The sequence below is a fragment of the Streptomyces sp. NPDC050564 genome (assembly GCF_044457265.1).
In the GTDB taxonomy this organism is placed as follows: domain Bacteria; phylum Actinomycetota; class Actinomycetes; order Streptomycetales; family Streptomycetaceae; genus Streptomyces.
The window spans coordinates 75343-96849 of the sequence record NZ_JBITGS010000016.1; the positions used below are offsets into that span (position 1 = coordinate 75343).

At 70.5% G+C, this 21507-nt stretch carries 16 protein-coding genes; 12 read left to right on the forward strand and 4 right to left on the reverse strand.

All coding sequences use genetic code 11. The features are described from left to right. The first annotated feature begins 110 nt into the window (after nucleotides 1–110). Nucleotides 111–674 (forward strand): transcriptional regulator NrdR, encoded by a 564-nt coding sequence (gene nrdR, locus ACIBK0_RS25250; RefSeq protein ID WP_399084139.1) that lies wholly within the window; start codon nucleotides 111–113, stop codon nucleotides 672–674. A gap of 151 nt (nucleotides 675–825) precedes the next feature. Beyond that, nucleotides 826–3720, forward strand: a complete 2895-nt coding sequence (locus ACIBK0_RS25255; protein WP_399084141.1) for a vitamin B12-dependent ribonucleotide reductase — start codon at nucleotides 826–828, stop codon at nucleotides 3718–3720. 138 nt (nucleotides 3721–3858) lie between these two features. Here ACIBK0_RS25255 and ACIBK0_RS25260 read toward each other — a convergent pair whose 3' ends face one another. Further along, nucleotides 3859–4392: a TerD family protein gene (locus ACIBK0_RS25260; RefSeq protein WP_399084144.1), complete on the reverse strand. Its 534-nt coding sequence runs from the start codon at nucleotides 4390–4392 to the stop codon at nucleotides 3859–3861. A gap of 153 nt (nucleotides 4393–4545) precedes the next feature. Here ACIBK0_RS25260 and ACIBK0_RS25265 point away from each other — a divergent pair, with 153 nt between their 5' ends. From ACIBK0_RS25265 to ACIBK0_RS25280, 4 genes are all read left to right on the forward strand, one after another. Then, a complete protein-coding gene (locus ACIBK0_RS25265) occupies nucleotides 4546–5151 on the forward strand; it encodes a DUF4937 domain-containing protein (protein WP_399084147.1) in 606 nt (201 codons plus the stop codon). A gap of 105 nt (nucleotides 5152–5256) precedes the next feature. Continuing rightward, nucleotides 5257–5916: a histidine phosphatase family protein gene (locus ACIBK0_RS25270; protein ID WP_399084150.1), complete on the forward strand. Its 660-nt coding sequence runs from the start codon at nucleotides 5257–5259 to the stop codon at nucleotides 5914–5916. A gap of 12 nt (nucleotides 5917–5928) precedes the next feature. After that, nucleotides 5929–6858 (forward strand): ADP-ribosylglycohydrolase family protein, encoded by a 930-nt coding sequence (locus ACIBK0_RS25275; protein ID WP_399084153.1) that lies wholly within the window; start codon nucleotides 5929–5931, stop codon nucleotides 6856–6858. A gap of 614 nt (nucleotides 6859–7472) precedes the next feature. Next, nucleotides 7473–8912, forward strand: coding sequence for a DUF4153 domain-containing protein (locus ACIBK0_RS25280; protein WP_399084156.1), 1440 nt, complete (start codon nucleotides 7473–7475; stop codon nucleotides 8910–8912). Nucleotides 8913–9030: 118 nt separating this feature from the next. Here the strand turns inward: ACIBK0_RS25280 and ACIBK0_RS25285 are convergent, their stop codons facing one another. Next, complete coding sequence (locus ACIBK0_RS25285; protein ID WP_399084159.1) at nucleotides 9031–10578, reverse strand: MFS transporter; 1548 nt, start codon at nucleotides 10576–10578, stop codon at nucleotides 9031–9033. A gap of 174 nt (nucleotides 10579–10752) precedes the next feature. Between ACIBK0_RS25285 and ACIBK0_RS25290 the strand changes: the two genes are divergently transcribed. From ACIBK0_RS25290 to ACIBK0_RS25300, 3 genes are all read left to right on the forward strand, one after another. Then, nucleotides 10753–11376: a TetR/AcrR family transcriptional regulator gene (locus ACIBK0_RS25290; RefSeq protein ID WP_399084162.1), complete on the forward strand. Its 624-nt coding sequence runs from the start codon at nucleotides 10753–10755 to the stop codon at nucleotides 11374–11376. Nucleotides 11377–11458: 82 nt separating this feature from the next. Beyond that, nucleotides 11459–12160 carry a ribonuclease HII gene (locus ACIBK0_RS25295; protein WP_399084166.1) on the forward strand — a complete coding sequence of 234 codons (702 nt, stop codon included), beginning with the start codon at nucleotides 11459–11461 and terminating at the stop codon, nucleotides 12158–12160. A 68-nt stretch (nucleotides 12161–12228) separates the two neighbouring features. Further along, a complete protein-coding gene (locus ACIBK0_RS25300; RefSeq protein WP_399084169.1) occupies nucleotides 12229–12855 on the forward strand; it encodes a hypothetical protein in 627 nt (208 codons plus the stop codon). Between the two features lie 331 nt (nucleotides 12856–13186). On the opposite strand, the gene ACIBK0_RS25305 is transcribed toward ACIBK0_RS25300, so the two are convergent. Together ACIBK0_RS25305 and ACIBK0_RS25310 are read right to left on the reverse strand one after the other, a co-directional pair. Then, nucleotides 13187–13822: a hypothetical protein gene (locus ACIBK0_RS25305; RefSeq protein ID WP_399084172.1), complete on the reverse strand. Its 636-nt coding sequence runs from the start codon at nucleotides 13820–13822 to the stop codon at nucleotides 13187–13189. A 222-nt stretch (nucleotides 13823–14044) separates the two neighbouring features. Next, a complete protein-coding gene (locus ACIBK0_RS25310; protein ID WP_399084175.1) occupies nucleotides 14045–16225 on the reverse strand; it encodes a RecQ family ATP-dependent DNA helicase in 2181 nt (726 codons plus the stop codon). Nucleotides 16226–16730: 505 nt separating this feature from the next. Here ACIBK0_RS25310 and ACIBK0_RS25315 point away from each other — a divergent pair. The 3 genes from ACIBK0_RS25315 to ACIBK0_RS25325 all read left to right on the forward strand — a co-directional run bounded on the left by ACIBK0_RS25315 (nucleotide 16731) and on the right by ACIBK0_RS25325 (nucleotide 21496). Beyond that, nucleotides 16731–18119 carry a DUF4192 domain-containing protein gene (locus ACIBK0_RS25315; RefSeq protein WP_399084179.1) on the forward strand — a complete coding sequence of 463 codons (1389 nt, stop codon included), beginning with the start codon at nucleotides 16731–16733 and terminating at the stop codon, nucleotides 18117–18119. 354 nt (nucleotides 18120–18473) lie between these two features. Continuing rightward, nucleotides 18474–20606 (forward strand): glycogen debranching N-terminal domain-containing protein, encoded by a 2133-nt coding sequence (locus tag ACIBK0_RS25320; RefSeq protein ID WP_399084182.1) that lies wholly within the window; start codon nucleotides 18474–18476, stop codon nucleotides 20604–20606. A gap of 131 nt (nucleotides 20607–20737) precedes the next feature. Beyond that, nucleotides 20738–21496: an NUDIX domain-containing protein gene (locus ACIBK0_RS25325; protein WP_388877077.1), complete on the forward strand. Its 759-nt coding sequence runs from the start codon at nucleotides 20738–20740 to the stop codon at nucleotides 21494–21496. Nucleotides 21497–21507 lie beyond the last annotated feature (11 nt).

The following is a 21507-nucleotide window of genomic DNA, read 5'->3' on the forward strand; positions in this document are numbered from 1 at the left end:
GTCCCCCGGGTCTCCGGGCCTCCGGCCATCGCCTATGCTTGGGGCTGCTTCGAGGGGCCCGAGAGGTCTCGCGAGGTCTATGAGTCGTGCTGTGAAGGAGGGTTGGAGCCATGCACTGCCCCTTCTGCAGGCACCCGGACAGCCGCGTCGTCGACAGTCGTACGACCGATGACGGCACGTCGATCCGCAGGCGCCGCCAGTGCCCCGACTGCTCCCGTCGTTTCACGACCGTGGAGACCTGCTCGCTGATGGTGGTCAAGCGCTCCGGCGTGACCGAGCCCTTCAGCCGTACCAAGGTCATCAACGGCGTGCGCAAGGCATGTCAGGGGCGGCCTGTCACCGAGGACGCTCTCGCCCAGCTCGGCCAGCGGGTCGAGGAGGCGGTGCGGGCCACCGGAAGCGCCGAACTGACCACCCATGACGTGGGGCTGGCCATACTCGGCCCGTTGCAGGAACTCGACCTCGTCGCCTATCTGCGGTTCGCGTCCGTCTACCGGGCGTTCGACTCGCTCGAGGACTTCGAGGCCGCCATCGCGGAACTCAGGGAAGAGACGAGGCAGCGGCCCACCGCGGACGAGGCGGTCGACGAAGACGCCGCCGCGGAGCGCCCGGAAAGCGACCGCGGGTCCGGAGAGGCCGTGCAGGTCCCCGTGCCCGCCAGCGCCGCCGACTGAGGGGGAAGGCCGACTCGAGTCGGCTCATCGGCGGCGACCACAGACCTGCTGCGGGCGGCCGCGCATACGGCGCGCGCAGCACCAGACACACACCGTGCCACGGGAAGAACGAGGCACTTCAGGGCGTTTTAGCCCGATACAGGGAGGCGGCATGACAGAGACGGCGAGCGGTCCGGCACGAGGTTCCCGCGCCAAGGGCACCAAGGCCATCAAGGGACTGCGCATCGAGCGCATTCACACCACCCCCGGCGTGCACCCGTACGACGAGGTGGAGTGGGAGCGCCGTGACGTCGTCATGACCAACTGGCGCGACGGCTCGGTCAACTTCGAGCAGCGTGGCGTCGAGTTCCCCGGCTTCTGGTCGGTGAACGCGGTCAACATCGTCACCAGCAAGTACTTCCGCGGTGCCGTCGGCACCCCACAGCGAGAGGTGAGCCTCAAGCAGCTCATCGACCGCATCGTGAAGACGTACCGGAAGGCTGGTGAGGACTACAAGTACTTCGCCTCGCCCGCCGACGCCGAGATCTTCGAGCACGAGCTGGCGTACGCCCTCCTGCACCAGATCTTCAGCTTCAACTCCCCGGTGTGGTTCAACGTCGGCACGCCGCAGCCCCAGCAGGTCTCCGCCTGCTTCATCCTGTCCGTCGACGACTCCATGGAGTCGATCCTCGACTGGTACAAGGAAGAGGGCATGATCTTCAAGGGCGGCTCCGGCGCCGGCCTGAACCTCTCCCGCATCCGCTCCTCCAAGGAGCTCCTCTCCTCGGGCGGCAACGCCTCGGGTCCCGTCTCCTTCATGCGCGGTGCCGACGCCTCCGCAGGAACGATCAAGTCGGGTGGCGCCACGCGCCGCGCGGCCAAGATGGTCATCCTCGACGTCGACCACCCCGACATCGAGGACTTCATCGAGACCAAGGTCAAGGAGGAGGAGAAGATCCGCGCCCTGCGGGACGCGGGCTTCGACATGGACCTGGGCGGCGACGACATCACGTCCGTCCAGTACCAGAACGCCAACAACTCGGTCCGTGTGAACGACACGTTCATGAAGGCCGTCGAGTCGGGCGGCAAGTTCGGCCTGACGTCCCGCATGACCGGCGAGGTCATCGAGGAGGTCGACGCCAAGGCGCTGTTCCGCAAGATGGCCGAGGCCGCCTGGGCCTGCGCCGACCCGGGCATCCAGTACGACGACACGATCAACCACTGGCACACGTGCCCGGAGTCCGGCCGTATCAACGGCTCGAACCCGTGCAGCGAGTACATGCACCTGGACAACACGTCCTGCAACCTTGCCTCGCTGAACCTGATGAAGTTCCTGAAGGACGACGGCAAGGGCCACCAGTCCTTCGACGTCGAGCGCTTCTCGAAGGTCGTCGAGCTGGTCATCACGGCGATGGACATCTCGATCTGCTTCGCTGACTTCCCGACCCAGAAGATCGGCGAGAACACTCGCGCCTTCCGTCAGCTGGGCATCGGTTACGCCAACCTCGGCGCCCTCCTGATGGCGACCGGCCACGCGTACGACTCCGACGGCGGCCGCGCGCTCGCCGGTGCCATCACCTCTCTCATGACGGGTACGTCGTACAAGCGTTCCGCCGAGCTCGCCGCGGTCGTCGGCCCGTACGACGGCTATGCCCGCAACGCGCAGCCCCACCAGCGCGTCATGAAGCAGCACGCAGACGCCAACACCACGGCCGTCCGCATGGACGACCTGGACACCCCCATCTGGGCCGCCGCCACGGAGGCCTGGCAGGACGTGGTCCGCCTCGGTGAGAAGAACGGCTTCCGTAACGCGCAGGCCTCCGTCATTGCCCCGACCGGCACCATCGGTCTCGCGATGTCCTGCGACACCACCGGCCTCGAGCCCGACCTCGCGCTGGTCAAGTTCAAGAAGCTGGTCGGCGGCGGTTCGATGCAGATCGTCAACGGCACCGTGCCGCAGGCCCTGCGCCGCCTGGGTTACCAGGAGGAGCAGATCGAGGCGGTCGTCGCCCACATCGCCGAGAACGGCAATGTCGTCGACGCCCCGGGCCTCAAGCACGAGCACTACGAGGTCTTCGACTGCGCCATGGGCGAGCGCTCCATCTCCGCGATGGGCCACGTCCGCATGATGGCCGCGATCCAGCCGTGGATCTCCGGCGCGCTCTCCAAGACGGTCAACCTTCCGGAGACGGCGACCGTCGAGGACGTCGAAGAGGTCTACTTCGAGGCGTGGAAGATGGGCGTCAAGGCGCTCGCGATCTACCGCGACAACTGCAAGGTCGGCCAGCCCCTCTCCGCGAAGACCAAGGAGAAGGAGAAGGCCGAGGTCACGGCGAAGGCCGAGGAGACCATCCGTACCGCGGTCGAGAAGGTCGTCGAGTACCGCCCGGTCCGCAAGCGTCTCCCCAAGGGCCGTCCCGGCATCACGACGTCCTTCACGGTCGGCGGCGCCGAGGGCTACATGACGGCCAACTCCTACCCGGACGACGGTCTCGGCGAGGTCTTCCTGAAGATGTCGAAGCAGGGCTCCACCCTGGCGGGCATGATGGACGCCTTCTCGATCGCCGTCTCGGTGGGTCTGCAGTACGGCGTGCCCCTGGAGACGTACGTCTCGAAGTTCACGAACATGCGCTTCGAGCCGGCGGGCATGACGGACGACCCGGACGTGCGGATGGCGCAGTCGATCGTCGACTACATCTTCCGCCGCCTGGCGCTGGACTTCCTGCCCTTCGAGACCCGCTCCGCGCTCGGTATCCACTCCGCCGAGGAGCGTCAGCGTCACCTGGAGACGGGCTCCTACGAGCCCGCCGACGACGAGGTCGACGTCGAGGGCCTGGCCCAGTCCGCACCCCGTGCGCAGGAGCTGAAGGCCGTCGCCGCCCCGAAGGTCGAGGTCGAGGTGGCCGAGCCCGCCCCGAAGCAGGCCCACACCAGTGCCGAACTGGTGGAGATGCAGCTGGGCATCCAGGCGGACGCCCCCCTGTGCTTCTCCTGCGGTACGAAGATGCAGCGGGCCGGTTCCTGCTACATCTGCGAGGGCTGCGGTTCGACCAGCGGTTGCAGCTGATCCGAAGCCCTGAAGGGCGGCACGGCTACCTGCCGTGCCGCCCTTCGGCGTTTTCATGGCCCTATGGAGAGCCGGTTTCGGGTGCCACGGCTCTTCGAAGGGGCCTGTTTCTGGAATGCGGTTCCCGGGGAGTGCGATTCAGGCGTCCTGAGGGCTGCCCATGACCCTGGCGAAGGTCGCCGGGTCCGTGTCGTAGCCGTGGATGCCCGGGTGGAAGGTCCACCCCCCGGAGTCGTCGCGTACGAACTCCCCGACGGTCGCGGCGGTAGCCCCCAGGACGTCGCCGAAGTCGTCCTCAGCGAGGACGGTGTAGCCCTCACGCATGCGGAAGGCGGGATTGAGCACACCCACGAATGTCTTGTGACCGGCACGCTGTTGGATGAGGACGCCGACCACCACGCGCGCGTACCGGCTGTCCAGGCGGTCGAGCTCCAGCGTCATGACCTCGTCCCAGCCGAAGCCCTTGCCGTCCTTGCTGTCCCGGTTCAGATAGATGGTGCCGTCCGGCGAGCGGCTGTCGAAGTGGACTACATAGGCCGGGCCTTGGCCCGGGGCGGCCGCCAGATAGGTCGCCGCGATGATGTCGAGATCGGTCGCGGGCTCCCTCACAGGACTCGGATCCCACTTCACCGCCAGCTCGACCTTGCGGATGCCCTTGTTGAGACCGTTCACCGGATCTCCCCTCCCCGTTCCCCATCTGCCCTGGCCCAACTACCCTGTGGTCAGGGCCGGTTGTCCATCGTGCCACGCGCGCCGGGGCGCTCGCGCGGATGTACTCCGCCGGAGCGTGACCGGCGCCACGCTCCGTGGCCTTACGATGGCGCGGTGCTGGTCAAGTGGATTCGCTGCACCGTGGTGGACCGCCGCGGTTTCGAGCGGGGGCAGCGAAAGTGGGCGGGGCTTCTGGGGGAGCCGGGTTTCCGGGGACAGGGCGGGGGATGGAGCCGGGGGCGGTCCGGCGTCGCACACATCTTCGCCTTCTGGGAAAGCCGTGCCTTCTACGACTCCTTCATGGCCCGCTCCCACGACCGGCTCGCCGCCGCTCAGTCGGGCACCTTCAAGGACTCCCAGGTCAAGCTGTTCGATCACCGCTTCGACGTGAAGACCGGCTTCGAACCGCGCTTCACGGACGCCGACCTGGTGCGCGTGGCCCACTGCCGGATCCACGAGGAGCGTGCCGAGCACTTCGCCTTGATGCAGGAGAAGGTCTGGAACCCTGCGATGGCCGGCTCGCCCGGCATGGTGCGCGGCCTGTTCGGTGAGGCCCCCGGCCATGAGTTCCTGATCCTGTCCATGTGGCAGTCGGCGGCCGAGCACGGCAAGTACCGCGCCGAGCGGGTGGAACGGCTCGCGCTGCGCGCCCAGATCGAGGCCGACGTCGCGGCCCTCGCGGGTGACCTCGTGGACCTGGAGCCCGGCTGGACCGTCTGATCGGGTCACGTGGTGGGGGTTCCTGTGTGCGGGAGCCGTGTGACCTACACCGTATGAGTCCATACGAGTGCTCGATCGGCCGCAACACGATCTAGGGTCATTGGCATGGCACGACCACGGCGCATCGTTCTTGTCCGGCACGGCGAGTCGGTGGGCAATGCCGATGACACCGTGTACGAACGCGAGCCCGACCACGCTCTGGCGCTCACGGAGAAGGGGTGGCAGCAGGCGGAGGACACCGGCAAACAGTTGCGGGAGCTCTTCGGACGGGAGCGCGTAAGCGTTTACGTGTCGCCCTACCGCCGCACGCTCGAGACGTTCCGCGCCTTCCACCTCGACCCCGACCTCGTGCGGGTGCGCGAGGAGCCGCGACTGCGTGAGCAGGACTGGGGCAACTGGCAGGACCGAGATGACGTACGCCTCCAGAAGGCGTACCGGGACGCGTACGGGCACTTCTTCTACCGCTTCGCGCAGGGCGAGTCCGGGGCCGACGTGTACGACCGGGTCGGCGGCTTCCTGGAGAGCCTGTACCGCAGCTTCGAGGCACCCGACCACCCGCCGAACGTGCTCCTGGTGACGCATGGCCTGGCCATGCGGCTGTTCTGCATGCGCTGGTTCCACTGGACGGTCGCGGAATTCGAATCGCTGTCGAACCCAGGGAACGGGGAGACGCGGATGCTCGTTCTGGGGGAGGACGGCAGGTACACACTTGACCGGCCCTTCGAGCGATGGCGCGATCCGGAATCGTACGGAGCCACCGGATAGAGTGGCAGAGCGATGACCGCTGACTCCTCTCCCGACAGGCGCCTGGGCCGCGCCCTGGCCAGCCTGCGCGGACTCGCGGTGGGAGACGCACTGGGCTCACAGTTCTTCGCGCCCGCGAACTACCCGCTGCTCAAGCGCCGTGAGCTGCCGCCCCGCTCCTGGCAGTGGACGGACGACACCGAAATGGCCTGCTCTGTAGTGGCCGTTTTGGCCGCGCACCACCGCATTGACCAGGATGCACTGGCCCGTTCCTTCGCCGAGCACCACGACCTCGACCGGGGCTACGGACCTGCGGTCAACAGGCTGCTGCGGCTGGTCAGGGAGGGCGGCGACTGGCGCGAGCTGGCGTCCGCCCTCTTCAAGGGCCAGGGCTCGTGGGGCAACGGCGCCGCGATGCGGATCGCCCCCCTGGGCGCCTGGTACGCCGATGACCCGGAGCAGGCGACGCATCAGGCGGAGATCTCCGCGTACCCCACGCACCAGCACCGCGAGGCCGTGGTGGGCGCCATGGCCGTCGCCGCGGCCGCGGCTCTGGCGGCCGACCCGGCGGGCCCGCCGAGTGCCGAGGCGCTGCTCGACGGCGTCGTCGCGCTCGTGCCGCGCAGCGCCGTCGGCGCGGGTCTGAGGCGCGCCCGGGACATGCTCGACTACGGAGACGCCGCGACCGTGGCTGCCGTCCTGGGCTGCGGACGGCGTACGTCGGCGCACGACACCGTGCCGTTCGCACTCTGGTCGGCGGCCCGGGCCCTCGGCGACTACGAAGAGGCCTTCTGGGTCACCGCCCAGGTCGGCGGCGACGTGGACACCACCTGCGCCATCGTGGGCGGGGTGGTCGCCGGGGGGAAGGCGGGAGGGCCACCGGCTGCCTGGGCGGAGTCCACGGAGGAGCTGCCGGACTGGGTGCAGGGGGCCACGTACGGGCGTACGGCGAGCGGCGCGTAGGGGCTGTACGGAGCGCTCCGTGCCCCGCGTGAAGTCCCGGAGGCCTGCCGTGGGAGTCGGCGAACGTAGCCAATGCCGGTCGTCTCTGTCACAGGCTTGCTACAGCATGGCCGCCACTCCCTGAGGCGCCTTGCCCGTGCATACCCTGTCCGCCACGCCGCCTGTTGATCACTGCGGGCGTGCGCCGACGAGACACCGGTCAACAGCTTTCTGCCGCCATGGCGTGTTGTGGGCTGTCCAAGGGCCGGCTGGGAGGGGGTGCTGTGTCCGACATACCGTCCGCGTCCGAGCCGAGAGGCCATAGACGGGCGAAGCCGAGGAATCCGGAGGCGAAGGAGCCGAGGGAGGGGGAAGAGCCAAGGGAGGTCACGGGGCCGAAGGGGGCGGCGGAGTCGACGGCTCCCACCGGTCAGACGGAACCCGCGGAACCCACGGACCCCACGGACTCGGCAGATCCGGGGGAACCGAAATCGACTGGGTCGAACTCCGACTCCGGCTCAAAGGGGGATGACACCGAGGCGGAGGAGGAAGCCGAAGAGGAATCCGACTGGGCCTCCCCGTCGCCCACTCCCGTCCCCTGGTCGTCCGGGCTTCAGGTCAGGTCACCCGCCCCGGTGCGTACGGCCACACTGTGGGCCGCGCTCGCCACCGGCGTGCTCAGCATGCTGCTCCTCGATGACGGCCTGGCGCTCAATCTCCTGCTCGTCGCGATTCCCGCCGCGCTCGCCGCGTACTTCGCAGCCCAGGCCGCGGGACGACGCACGCGCGCGTGGACGCTGGTCTGGGGCATCGGTGGCATCGGTCTGCTCATCGTGCCTGCCCTGCGTGACGCCGACTGGCCTTCGTTCCTCGCGGTCGTCACCGCGGTCGCGCTGGGCTCACTCGCGCTGCACGGAGGCCGCACCTGGCCCGCCGTCCTGCTCGGCCCCATCGGCGTGTTCAACGCCCTGGTCACCGGACCCACCTGGGGATGGCGCGGGCTGCGCGAACGGTTCGGCGGCGCGCGCCGCCGTGTGGGTGCCGGGCTGCGTGCGCTGGCTGTGACCGCGGTCCTGCTGCTGGTCTTCGGAGCGCTGTTCGCGGGGGCCGACGCCGCCTTCGCGGATCTGCTCGGTGAACTGATGCCGGATGCGTCCGTCTCCGGCGGTCCCTGGCGCGTTGTGCTTCTGGCCCTCGGCCTGGTCGGAGCGCTCGCGGCGGCCCACACGGCTGCCGCGCCCGTCCAGTGGGACCGGGTCGAAGTGCCCAAGGGCCGCCCGCGCGGCCGCTTGGAGTGGGCGCTCCCGCTGATCGTGCTCACCGTGCTCTTCGCGGCCTTCAATGCAGTCCAACTGGCCGTATTGTTCGGCGGATACGACGCCGTACTGAAGAAGACCGGTCAGACGTACGCCGAATACGCCCGGCAGGGCTTCTGGCAGCTGCTGCTCGTCACGCTTCTGACCCTGCTCGTCATCGTGTTCGCGCTGCGCTGGGCGCCGCGCGACGAGGCGCGCGACCGGAAGCTGGTGCGGGGCGTGCTGGGAACCCTGTGCGGGCTGTCGCTCGTTGTCGTCGCATCGGCGGTGCGCCGTATGGACATGTATGTGGAAGCCTACGGACTGACACGGCTGAGGGTCTCGGTGGTGGCCGTGGAGCTCTGGCTCGGCCTGATCATCGTGCTCATCATGGCGGCCGGGGTCTGGGGCGCCCGCTGGCTGCCGCGTGCCGTCGCGGCCAGTGCGGCGGCGGGCGTGCTCGCGTTCGGCCTGATGTCGCCCGACGGTCTGATCGCCGAGCGCAACGTTCAGCGGTACGAGGACACGGGCAAGTTCGACCTCGAGTACGCGCGTGGCCTGTCCGCCGACGCCGTACCGGCCCTCGACAAGCTGAAGGAGCCGCTGCGTTCCTGCGCGCTGAGCTCCGTCGCCGTCGAACTGGGCGAGGACGAGGGTCCCTGGTACGCCACCAGTTGGGGCGAGGCACACGCCCGGGACATTCTTCGTGACCGGCCACCGTCGAAGGACCCGGACTGGAGCGCGTGCAGCCGGATGGCGGACGACCTGATGTACCGGTGAGCGCCCGCTCCCGCCCCTCGGTCTAGGGGCGCGCCCTCGGTGTCCTCCTGCGGATGGCCGGACCGGCGTCCTCGCCGTCGGGTCCCCCGGACCCCGGTTCGGCCTCCGCGTGCCCTTGTCAGCCCCCGGCAGGTCCTGCCGTGCCGGCGAGGGCGTCCAGATCGCTCTTGCGGACCCGGATCACCAATGCGGCCGTGATCAGGGCGAGCAGCGCCATCGCGGCCGCCGGTATGAAGGCGGTCGAGATGCCCTCGGCGAGCACCTGATGACCCCAAGGAGCGGGCAGCTGGTGCGTCTTGGCGAACTCCGCCTTCTGCTCGGCCGAGCCGTCCGTCAGGAACTTCGGCATCTGCTTCTCCGCCTCGTCACGGCTGGCCGAACCGAAGACCGTGGTGAGGATGGAGAGGCCGAGTGAACCGCCCACCTGCTGGGTGACGTTGAGCAGACCGGAGGCCGCGCCCGCCTCGTGCTGGGCGACACCCGAGACCGCGGTGACCGTCAGCGTCACGAAGTTCAGGCCCATGCCGAAGCCGAACAGCAGCATCGGGCCGAGCACTCCGCCGACGTACGAATTGTCCGAGCTGATGAAGGTCAGCCAGAAGAGCCCGAGTGCGACGAGCGTCGACCCGACGACCATGAAGGGCTTGGGGCCGAGCACCGGCAGGAACCGCTGCGACAGTCCCGCGCCGATCGCGATCGCCACCGTCACCGGGAGGAACGCCACACCGGCCGAGATCGGGCTGTACCCCAGCACGTTCTGCACGAAGAGCACGATGTAGAAGAACATGCCGAACATCGCCGCGGCGAGGCTCAGCATGATCACGTACGTGCCCGAGCGATTGCGGTCGGCGAACATCTTCAGCGGGGTGATGGGCTCCTTGGCCCGCGTCTCGATGACCCCGAAGGCGAGCAGCAGCAGCACGGCCGCGCCGAACGACCCGATGGTGAGGCTGTCCCGCCAGCCTTCCTCCGCGGCGCGGATGAAGCCGTACACCAGGGACGCCATTCCCGCCGTCGAGGTGAGCGCGCCCGCGATGTCGAAGCGCCCGGGATGGCGTTCGGACTCGTTGATGTACATCGGGGCGAGCACGGCGATCAGGACACCGATGGGCACGTTGACGAAGAGGACCCACCGCCAGTCGAGCCACTCCGTGAGCATCCCGCCGGCGAGCAGACCGATGGCACCGCCGCCGGCCGATACCGTGGCGAAGACGGCGAACGCCCGGTTCCGTTCCGGCCCCTCGGGGAACGTAGTGGTGATGAGCGCCAGCGAGGTGGGCGACGCGATTGCGCCACCGACGCCCTGCAGAGCACGCGCGGCCAGCAACTGCCATGGTTCCTGGGCGAGTCCGCCGAGCAGCGAGGCGAAGGTGAAGAGCAGGATGCCGGCCATGAAGACCCGGCGCCGACCGAGGATGTCACCGGCCCTGGCACCGAGAAGCAGCAGGCCACCGAAGGTGAGGGTGTACGCGCTGATCACCCATGTCAGGTCGGTCGTGCTGAACTTGAGCGCGTCTTGAATGTGCGGGAGGGCGATGTTCACAATCGTCGCGTCGAGTACCACCATGAGTTGGCAGGCCGCGATGACGGTGAGCGCGATGCCGGGATGCCCCTCCCGGCGGGCCGCTCCTGGCTTTGAGTCCTGAATCAACTGAGAGGTTGTCACTATTGGGTCCCCCACAAGTGCGTTAGTGAACGCTCGCGTTCACTGTCGCGTCAACGGTAGTGAGTCCCCGTCAGTGAACGCAAGCGTTCACTGAAGTCGCTGCCGCGTGGCGTCGAACTCGATCGCTCGCCCCTCCCTGAAAATCCCGCTCCCCTGCACAACGGAGACACTCAGATGGTTACTTCGCGTTGGACGGCCGCCCCCGCTCAGACGGCCTCCTCGCGCCGACGCGGTGCCGTACTCGAGCGCGCGATCCTGGAGGCCGCGCTGGAGCAGCTCGGCACAGTCGGCTGGAACGGGCTCACGATGGAAGGTGTCGCCGCCCGCGCCCAGACCGGCAAGGCCGCGGTCTACCGCCGCTGGCCGTCCAAGGAGGATCTTGTCGCGGACGCGCTGCAGGCCGGCCTCCCGAGCCTGACCGGGGCGCCCGACCTCGGGAGCGTCCGGGAGGACCTCCTGGAGCTGTGCCGGCGGGTGCGTGAGGCGATGTTCTCGCAGCCCGGATACGCCCTGCGTTCGGTGCTTTACGAATGCGACGCGGTCCAGGCCGAACGTTTTCAGCGGGTGATCCTCGGAGGGGTCATCGAGCCGAACATGCGCCTGCTGCGCGAGATCATCGACCGCGGAATCGAGCGGGGAGAAGTGCGTCCCGACGCCGCGAACGCCTATGTCTTCGATGCCATCCCGGCGATGATGATGTACCGCTCCAAGGTGTGCGCGAGCGAATGGAGTGAGCGGGATCTGGAGGAGATGATCGACCAGCTGATGGTTCCGCTGCTGCGGCAGCGGGCCGCCTGATCGACTCCCGTACGGACACCCTGGTTGCTCCGGGAAACCTGGGTGTCGCGAGCGACTCCGGGCGGCGTAGGCTGAGGGCGCCATGCCGTACGAACCACCCACCCACACCGTCGAGCGCTCCCTCCGCGCCACGACCGGAGCGAAGATCATTGCCGGTGTCGACGAGGTGGGCCGCGGTGCGTGGGCCGGCCCGGTCACCGTCTGCGCCGCCGTCACGGGACTGCGCCGTCCGCCCGATGGGCTCACCGACTCCAAGCTCCTGACCGTCAAGCGGCGTACCGCGCTCGCCGCCGAGTTGGAGAAATGGGTGACGTCGTACGCCCTGGGGCATGCCTCTCCGGAGGAGATCGACGACCTGGGGATGACGGCCGCGCTGCGCCTTGCGGCCGTACGCGCCCTGGAGGCTCTGCCGGTCCGCCCCGATGCGGTCATTCTCGACGGGAAGCACGACTATCTCGGCGCTCCCTGGCGGGTCCGCACGGTGATCAAGGGCGACCGGTCCTGCGTCGCCGTCGCGGCGGCTTCGGTGATCGCCAAGGTTCAGCGCGACAAAATGATGGCCGAACTGGGTATCGACCATGCAGACTTCGGTTTTGCGGCCAACGCCGGGTACCCGTCGCCGGTCCACAAGGCCGCGCTGGAGGATCGGGGCCCCACCCCGTACCACCGGTTGTCGTGGGCGTATCTTGATGCGCTGCCCCAGTGGCGGCACCTCAAGAAGGTCCGCAGCTGGGCGGACGGAAACGTTCCGGAGATCGAGGGTCAGCTCGGCTTCGATTTCTGACGATTCCGCTCGCACTCATGTGCCCCCCGCCGACGCGAGTCGCACCGGCGTTTGATAAATATCAGCTCATGCCTCTCATTCCCGAGGAGCCTCAGATTCACGAGAGTGCCCAGGGTCCCCGCGCCACTCCGGCCAGTGGCCGCACCGCGCCGACCCCCCGCCCCGTACCCGGCCCCCGTCCCGCGGCTCCGCCGCGTCCCGGCCGTCCGGGTCCTGTCCGGCCGATGCCGGCCCAACGCACCCCGCGCGAGCCGGTCGTGGCCTCGCCGGGGCCCTCCGCCCCGGCGGCCGCACCCGCTGCCGCCACTCCGCAGATCCAGCTGATCCCGGCCTCGGCCCAGGGTGCGCTGGACGCCGCCGAAGAAGCCGTCGACCTGCTGTTGGATTCGGGTCGCGCCCCTGGTGAGGTGCTGGTGATCACCACCGGCGAACCGCACCCGTGGGCCGCGCACGAACTCTCCTTCGGCGACGCCGCGTACTGGGCGCAGCACGACGCGGGCGACGACGTCTTCTACGCCGACGCCTCCGCCGCCGGCCGGGCCGCGTCCCGTCCCGTGGTCGTGGTCGCCGTCAACGGCGGTCCCGACGCTGCCGCCGCCTCGGCCCTGCCCCTGGCCCTCGGCCGGGCCGGCGCCCTGCTGATCGTCTGCGGCGACCCGCAGCAGATCAACTCGGTGCTGGGCGCGGGCGTCTGAGCGGGCTCCAGGCACCGTCCGGGATTCGTTCGGTGGAACGCTGAGGGTGCCGCTGCGGCGGCACCTGTACGGCGGTCGTTTCGGCATGCCCGCAGTGCGTGGCCTCGCGCGCGGGACGCCTTGGTGCGGCCTGCCGCTGCGTGTGCCTGCTGTCCGTGTCGAGGGTCTGTCGTACGTTCCTGGGGTGGGCGCAAGGCCGGCCCACCGACCACTGGATCACCGCTGCCTCGTCTCACTCCTGCCTGCCTTGGCTGCTCGCCAGGTCGGCGTGAGGTGTCACCGTGGTGTGAGCGGGCATGCCCGCCCGGGTCGGCGCCTTGGGGTGGGCGTCTCAGCGAGCGGCTGCCCGGCGCAGTACCTCCGACGCGGCACCTCCGGTGCGCGGCAGCGGTGGCAGCGCTTCGGCCGTGGCGAAGGGCTCCGGCGGTGAGTCCGAGTTGGGGCGGCGTCCACCGCGGCCCTCGCCGAGGACCTGCCAGCCGTCACGCGTCAGGGTGATGTACGCCCCACAGCGCAGCCCATGGAGTGTGCAGGCGTCCCGCAAGCCCCACATCCACGCCCCGTCCTCCTCGGTCCAACGCGCGTCGCCGTCGCGGCAGTAGAGCAGCACTGCCGTACGTACCGGTGTGCGGCGTCGCAGGTCGTGCGGGATGACCCGGCGCAGCTGCGCGAGCAGCGCGTTGCGGAACATCCAGCCGTCAGCCGGGGCCGGACGCCGAACGAAGGAAGCGCTCGCCGCCAGCCGCTCGTCCGGGTCGAGGACAGCCACGACCGCGGTCGAGGGCCTGGGCAGGTGCCGCGCGTGCAGTCCGCTGACGACTTCCCGGGGGTTGCGCAGCAGCGGAATCCCCGCGGAGGCCCATTCGGCGGGTTCGAGCATCCGAACCAGTGGGTTGGCGGAAGCGGCGGACAGGTCGGCAGACGTCGACAAGGATGCCGCCGAGGACGGAGCGAATCCGAAGGTCACGGTCCTCCCTTCGGCTACGCGCCCACACTGCGGGCGGGGTCGGACTTGGGGGAGCGCACGCCGCAGCAGAGCCCTACCGGACCACGGGCGAACCGTGCGGGGAGCGGACCTCAATTCTTCCTGTCGAACTTGGCTGCGGCAACGAGCAATTGGGGCCACAGACCGTTTTCAGGCGATGCGTCGGCTATATCCCTGCCCAGAGTTCGCTCGACGATGCGTGAGTCAGGACTGTACGGCCAGGACCAGCGGCAACACCCCCTGCGCACCGGCCCGGCGGAGCATGCGGGCGGCCACGGCAAGCGTCCAGCCCGTCTCGGTCGCGTCATCCACCAGCAGGACGGGACCTCCTGCTTCCTTCAGGGCGGCGGCCAGCTCGGGCGGGATGGTCAGTGCCCCGTCGAGCGCCTTCAGTCGCTGGGCGCTGTTGCTCCGGGAGATCGGTGACCCCTCACCGACGTACTCCACGGAACCCAGCAGCGGCAGCCGGCCGATCTCCGCGATCCGCGCGCCCAGCGACTGAATCAGCCGCGGCCGCGTACGGGAAGCCACGGTCACGACGCCGACCGGGCGCGGCTGCGCGTCGGGCTGTCCCGAGGCCCAGCCGCCGGGTCCCTTCGCCCAGTCGGTCAGCACGTCGATCACCGCCTTGGCGACATCGTCCGGTACGGGTCCGTCCGGGGCCTGGGGTGCGAGCATCGGTCGCAGCCGGTTGCCCCAGCCGATGTCCGAGAGTCGTCCCAAAGCGCGCCCGGGAGCGAACTGTTCACCGGCCGGAATGCGTCCCTTCAGGTCGACGCCGACCGCCGGCAGACCCGTCGGCCACATCTTCCGGGGCTCGACCTCGACGCCCGCGCGGCCGAGCTCGCCGTTGGCAGCGTCCAGCGCCGCGGGGGACACGGACGCCTCGAACCGCGACCCCGCGCAGTTGTCGCAGCGCCCGCACGGCGCCGCCCCCTCGTCGTCCAGCTGCTGCCGCAGGAACTCCATCCGGCAGCCGGTCGTCGTGACGTAGTCCCGCATCGCCTGCTGCTCGGCAGCCCGCTGCTTGGCGACCCAGGCGTAGCGCTCGGTGTCGTACGTCCACGCAGTGCCCGTGGAGATCCAGCCGCCCTGGACCCGGCGTACCGCCCCGTCCACATCGAGCACCTTGAGCATGGTCTCCAGACGGGACCTGCGCAGCTCGACCAGTGGTTCGAGCGCGGGCAGCGACAGTGGCCGCTCGGCCCTGGCCAGGACGTCCAGCGTGCGGCGCACCTGCTCCTCCGGAGGGAAGGCGATCGACGCGAAGTACTCCCAGATCGCCTGGTCCTCCTTGCCCGGCAGGAGCAGCACCTCGGCATGCTCCACACCGCGGCCCGCGCGCCCCACCTGCTGGTAGTAGGCGATGGGGGACGAGGGCGAACCCAGGTGCACCACGAACCCCAGGTCGGGCTTGTCGAAGCCCATGCCCAGTGCGGACGTGGCGACAAGGGCCTTGACGCGGTTGGCCAGCAGGTCCTCCTCGGCCTGCTGCCGGTCCGCGTTCTCCGTCTTCCCGGTGTACGACGTCACCGTGTGTCCGCTCTGGCGCAGGAAGGCCGTGACCTCCTCGGCGGCTGCCACCGTGAGCGTGTAGATGATGCCCGAGCCCGGCAGGTCCTTCAGATGCTCGGCGAGCCAGGCCATTCGGTGGGCGGCGTCCGTCAGGCTCAGCACGCCGAGGCTCAGGCTCTCCCGGTCCAGCGGCCCCCGCAGGACGAGTGCGTCCGTGCTGGCTCCGGTGCCCAGCTGCTCGGCGACATCGGCGGTCACGCGCGCGTTGGCCGTCGCGGTGGTGGCCAGGACGGGGACGCCGGGCGGGAGATCGGCGAGCATGGTGCGCAGTCGGCGGTAGTCCGGCCGGAAGTCGTGGCCCCAGTCGGAGATGCAGTGCGCCTCGTCGACCACGAGCAGGCCGGTCGCCGCTGCCAGCTTGGGCAGCACCTGGTCGCGGAAGTCCGGATTGTTGAGCCGCTCCGGGCTCACCAGCAGGACATCGACCTTGCTCGCGGCGACCTCGGCCTGGATCGTCTCCCATTCCTCCGTGTTGGAGGAGTTGATCGTCCGCGCGTGGATTCCGGCGCGGGCGGCCGCTTCCACCTGGTTGCGCATGAGCGCGAGCAGCGGCGAGACGATCACCGTGGGCCCGGCGCCCCGCTCGCGCAGCAGCGCCGTCGCGACGAAGTACACCGCGGACTTGCCCCAGCCGGTGCGCTGCACGACCAGCGCTCTGCGCTTGTCGGCCACCAGCGCCTCGATGGCGCGCCACTGGTCCTCGCGGAGCCGAGCCCGGCCGGCCTGGGCGCCGACGAGGCGGGCCAGTACGGCATCGGCCGCGGTACGGAGGTCTTCGGTGGCTGTGGGTCGCGGGTCTTCGTTGGTCATGGCCCCATGCAACCCGATGGGTCGGACATTGCGCGAACGAGCTCGTCGAGCTGTGGACAACTTCTGTCGTGGTCATGCTCGTGGTTATCCACAGGTCGAAGCGGAATTCTGCGATCCGCGGGATGGTCACGGCATGACGAATCACGACGAAGCGGCCGGCAGGTCCGGCGACAAGGACATCTGCGGGCTCGGTGGGCAGGACGGGCAGGGCGGACACGACGGCTGTGACGGAGGAGGTGAGTGCGATCGGCTGAGTGCGCCGGACGGTCTTTCCGGGCCCGCTGGACAGGAACCGCCCGACGGGCTTCCCGGCCACGGCGAGTACAGCGCGTGCGCAGGACGTGATGCGCCTGGGGATCGGGCGGGAGGGAGCGAGCTCATCGGGCAGGTGGGGCGGGATGGCGACGGACACGCCGGCCATGGACGGTCCGAGCGGTATGTGGGTCACGGCGTCCCCCGTACCCCCTGTGGTCCGGGTGTTCCCGGTGGGGAGCATCAGGTCACGTTGCGCACCCCGGCAGAACTGGCCGACGCTCTGCCCTACTTGCTCGGGTATCGGCCGGAGGACAGCATCGTGCTGGTGGCCCTGCACGACCGGGAGCGGCGCGGCCGGTTCGGCGGCCGTGCACGGCTCGGTATCCCCGCCCACGCGGAGGGCTGGCCGTCGGTGGCCGAGCAGTTGGCACAGGGTCTGGTGAGGGGAAGCGAGCGCCGAGGTGCCCGGCCCGAGAGCATGGTCGCGTACCTCTGCCAGGAACCGGGGAGCGGTGAATCGGGGCGGGAGGTCATGGAGCGTCTGCGCCCGCTCGCGCAGTTGCTGCGCAGGGCTTGCGGTCGCCTCGACGTCCCCGTGATCGAGGCTCTCTGCATCTCCGACGGTCGCTTCTGGTCGTACACCTGCCCGGGCCAGGGGTGCTGTCCGCCCGAGGGTGAGGCGATGGGGCTGCCGGGGACGTCCGTACTCGCAGCCGCCGCGACGTACGCGGGCCTCCAAGTACGTGGGTCCCTACGGGAATTGACAGCCAGGTTGCTTCCCTGGGAGACAGCGGCCGCGTCGGAGCAGGAAGCCGCGCTCGATACGGCGAGCATGGCTCTCGTCCCGAGGATCCTGGACGGCGAGAGCCGTGCCGATGTGGCCGAGGAGGCTCTCGAACTGGCCGGGCGGATCATGGGACGCCTCGCCGACGCTCCACCGGTGTCCGGCACACGTCAGGCGGACCTGCGCGACGACGGACTCCTCGGACACGAGGAAGCCGCCGCGTTGATCCTCGGCCTCCAGGACCGCACGACCCGCGACCGTGCCGCGGAGTGGATGGAGGGCACTGAGGCCGGCCCTGCTCTGCGCCTGTGGCGTGCGCTGGCCCGCCGCTGCGTCGGCCCCTACCGCGAGCACGCCGCCGCGCCCCTCACCCTCGCGGGGTGGGTCGCCTGGTCCACGGGCGATGAACTGGAGGCCCGGGAGGCCCTCGCCATGGCGCTCGGCGCCGATCCCGACTATCTCTTCGCCCGCCTCCTGCACCAGGCGTGCAACGAGGGCCTGGACCCGGAGTCCGTCCGCCGCTGCCTACGCGCGGAGCGCACCGGCCGTGCGTCCGCGGGAAAGGGGAAACCCGCCGATCTCGAGGCACCGCTCGCGTCCGTCGCACCGACGCCGGACCCCCGGCTTTCGGACGCTGGGACCGCCACCCGGCGCCGACGCCGGATCCGCCCGGCCGGGAACGGCGCAATGCGTCCAAGCCGACGCGGCCCGGGGACAGCGAGCGTCCGCCGACGCCGGCCCGCCGACGAGGTCTCGCCCGCCGGGGAAGGGCCAGGGCGCGCCGCCGAGGGCACGAGCCGTCGGCCACGAGCACGCCGCGAAGGCGATCGGCACGGGGTGAGGGAGGAGATGTGAGCGTCCGGACCTGGCTGGTGCGGCGCGGATTGGATGGGGTGAGGTGGGGCCTGGCCCTGGTTCGGGGCGCATCGGATGGGGCGGGTTGGGACCTGGCCCTGGTGCAGGGATTGGCTCCGGGGCGGTCGAGCGAGCGTGCGCCCCGGGTGAAGGGGACGCTGGTCGGTCCGTCACCACACCGCCATTCGGTCGGCTTCCCGGGCCGAGGGCGTGACCCTGGGCAGGGCCGCTCCGTTCACCTGAGTGGCGGAACCCGTGACCAGGCCGCGCCGCCGCAACGCCCCCGACCCTACGGAGCCCCCCACCCGGCGCCGAGCGCACCCAAGGTGCATCGCGCGCGGAGGAAGCTGCCCCATGCCCATGCCCAGGCCGTCCTCGGCCCCCGATGGCGACCGTCCGCCCGTGCGCAGGACCGCGCAGTCCGTCATGCGTCGCGGCGACCCGCCGAGCTCGATCTCGGTAATGGCGAGCACCTCGTCCCCCTTGGCGGGAGTGGGCGGCTCCACGGCTCTCCAGTCGTCGCCGGTGCCGCGCCGGGTCGTGGACCTGCCACCCGCTCACACGGCCCTGATCTGCGTTGCTCTGCCCGGGCTGGCGATCTCAACGGAGCGCGGGCAGTTGACCGGCCAGGGGCTGGAAGGGTTCTACAGAGCGGGGCGACGCATGCTCTCCCGCTGCCAGGTGCGGGTCGCCGGTCGGGAACCGGTCGCCGTGCAGGCCCTGATGGTCGCGGCCGACCGAGCGCGCTTCGTGGGGACGCTGCGTGCGTCTCCCGACGTCGGCCCGGATCCGGACGTGGTCGTCGAGCGGACGCGGTATGCGGACGGCATCGAGCGGATCACCCTGCAGAGCGCGGCCCCTCGTACCCTGCGCCTGCCCGTCGAGGTCGCGCTCGGCACGGATCTCGCGGAGCTGGGTGCGATTGCCTCGGGCCGGGCCGGACCCGAATTGCCTGCCACTGTCCACGACTCCGGCCTGCGGTGGTCCTGCCCGACAGCCCACGTGATCGTCACTGCCGACCCGCCGCCCAGCGACGCCTTGGCCTCCGCGGGACTGCTGCGCTGGGAGCTCGAACTGCCGCCGGGCGGCACGCGGAGCGTGGAGCTGCGCGTACGGCCGGACGGTGCCGGGCCCATCAGAGTGATGGGACGCGGCGCGGCGAGCCCGTTCGCTCCGGCCCGGGCGGCGGGGGACGACCCCAGGGTCGGCGCACTCCTGCGCACGTGCGTCGAGGATCTCCAGGCGCTGCTGGTGCGCGACACCCGGCACCCGTCCGACACGCACCTCGCGGCGGGGGCTCCCTGGCGGAGCGGCCTGGCGCCTGCGGAGGCGCTCGCGGCGGCCCGGATGGCGCTGCCGCTGGGTACCCGTCTCGCCGCGGGCACCCTACGGACTCTCGCCCGCACTCAACTCGCCGGTCCGGGACCGCGGTCCGGCCTGATTCCCGGACCGCGTCGGGACGGGGGCCCGCATTTGCCGCCGGGCTGCACGGCGACCGAGGCGACACTGCTCTTCCCCGTGCTGCTCGCCGAGGCCCGCCGCTGGGGACTTGCGGAGCAGGAGGTCGAGGAGCTGCTGCCCGCGGCCGAGCGATGCCTCGAGTGGCTGCGGACCGCCGTCGGCGGCGGCATCTATCTGCCCGATCCGCACCCCGGCGGGCCGCTCCGCTGCGAGACACAGGCTCACGCCCACCGGGCGGCACTGCTGGGCGCCGATCTGCTCGACGCGCATGGGCGGCCGGGCGGCGCGGGGCTGCGGCAGTGGGCCCAAGAGCTGCGGGCAGCGTTCTGCGACGACTTCTGGGTCGAAGACCGGGGAGGCGGAAGACCGGCGGCCGCCCGGACTCCGGACGGCCGCCTCGTGCCGCACCTGGGCTCGGGCACCGCCCACCTTCTCGACACCGGTCTGCTGGGTTCCGGAGCTCTCGCTCCCTGCCTGCTCGACAAGGTGAAGACCGAGCAGTTGGCGCGGCTGTTCGGCGGCCCGGCCATGGACTCGGGCTGGGGGTTGCGCAGTCTGGGGACGAAGGAGGCGGCGTACAACCCGTTCGGTCATCGCGCCGGCGCCGTGCGCGTTCAGGAGACGGTGGTCGCCGTCGCGGGGCTGGCCGCCGCAGGCTACGAGAAGGAGGCTAGCTCGCTGCTGCGTGGCGTACTCGCCGCGGCCGATGCCTTCGGCCACCGGCTGCCCGAGATGTACGCCGGGGAGCAGCGCACGGAAGGGAGCGCCCCGCTGCCCCATCCCGCTGCCTGCCGACCTGCGGCCACGGCCGCTGCCGCCGGGGTGTTGCTGCTCACCTCCCTGGCCGGGATCCGCCCCGATGCCCCGGCCGGAACGGTGACGCTGTGCCCGGTCCGTGGTGCGCCGCTGGGCGAGATCGGGCTGACGGGACTGCGGATCTCGGGCTCGCCCTTCTCCGTCCGGGTCAGCAGGCTCGGCCTCGCCATGGTCGAGGAGGCGGCCGATGGACTGCAGTTGGGGGTGTGACCTTGCGAGACGCGTCCTTTGACGGCGACCCGCGGCAGCTGGTGGGAGCCGTACCGGACGGAAGTGGATCAACCCTGGATGCGGTTGGCGAAGGGAGTGTTTATCGTCAGGCAGACGACTATGATCGCGGCATGCCCTACGACCCGTCGGCCTTTCCGCCCTTCGCCGTGACCGTGGACCTGGTCGTGCTGACCGTGCGACGCCATGCCCTGTGCGCGCTGGCGGTGCGGAGGGGTGAGCAGCCCTTCCAGGGGCGGTGGGCGCTCCCGGGCGGCTTCGTACGGCCCGACGAGGATCTGGCGCAGGCGGCCGCGCGCGAGTTGGTCGAGGAGACCGGGCTGTGCGCCCACGACCCGTCCGCTCCCGCGCAGGACAACGGCGCGCACCTGGAGCAGCTCGCGACGTACGGCGACCCCAAGCGCGACCCGCGGATGCGGGTGGTCAGCGTCGCCCATCTCGCGCTGGCTCCCGATCTGCCCGCGCCCCGGGCGGGTGGCGACGCCAACAGCGCGCGCTGGGCGCCTGTCGAAGAGCTGCTGCAGCAGGGTGGCTACGGACGCGACGGAGAGCAGGCTGCGCCGCTCGCCTTCGACCATGCGCAGATCCTTTCGGACGGTGTGGAGCGCGCCCGGTCCAAGATCGAGTACTCGTCGTTGGCCACCGCCTTCTGCCCGACCGAGTTCACCGTCGGCGAGTTGCGCCGTGTGTACGAGGCGGTGTGGGGCGTGGCGCTCGACCCGCGCAACTTCCACCGCAAGGTGACGGGCACGCCAGGCTTCCTGGTGCCCACGGGCGGCACGACCACGCGGCAGGGCGGCCGCCCTGCCCAGCTCTTCCGTGCGGGCGGCGCCACGCTGCTCAACCCGCCGATGCTGCGTCCCGAGGTCTGACCAGGGCGGGA

What these genes read in the sequence shown, in the direction of transcription:
- nrdR (WP_399084139.1), top strand. Translation starts at nt 111, where the DNA reads ATGCACTGCCCCTTCTGCAGGCACCCGGACAGCCGCGTCGTCGACAGT.
- ACIBK0_RS25255 (WP_399084141.1), top strand. Translation starts at nt 826, where the DNA reads ATGACAGAGACGGCGAGCGGTCCGGCACGAGGTTCCCGCGCCAAGGGC.
- ACIBK0_RS25270 (WP_399084150.1), top strand. Translation starts at nt 5,257, where the DNA reads ATGGCACGACCACGGCGCATCGTTCTTGTCCGGCACGGCGAGTCGGTG.
- ACIBK0_RS25275 (WP_399084153.1), top strand. Translation starts at nt 5,929, where the DNA reads ATGACCGCTGACTCCTCTCCCGACAGGCGCCTGGGCCGCGCCCTGGCC.
- ACIBK0_RS25290 (WP_399084162.1), top strand. Translation starts at nt 10,753, where the DNA reads ATGGTTACTTCGCGTTGGACGGCCGCCCCCGCTCAGACGGCCTCCTCG.
- ACIBK0_RS25295 (WP_399084166.1), top strand. Translation starts at nt 11,459, where the DNA reads ATGCCGTACGAACCACCCACCCACACCGTCGAGCGCTCCCTCCGCGCC.
- ACIBK0_RS25300 (WP_399084169.1), top strand. Translation starts at nt 12,229, where the DNA reads ATGCCTCTCATTCCCGAGGAGCCTCAGATTCACGAGAGTGCCCAGGGT.
- ACIBK0_RS25310 (WP_399084175.1), bottom strand. Translation starts at nt 16,225, where the DNA reads ATGACCAACGAAGACCCGCGACCCACAGCCACCGAAGACCTCCGTACC.
- ACIBK0_RS25320 (WP_399084182.1), top strand. Translation starts at nt 18,474, where the DNA reads ATGCCCATGCCCAGGCCGTCCTCGGCCCCCGATGGCGACCGTCCGCCC.
- ACIBK0_RS25325 (WP_388877077.1), top strand. Translation starts at nt 20,738, where the DNA reads ATGCCCTACGACCCGTCGGCCTTTCCGCCCTTCGCCGTGACCGTGGAC.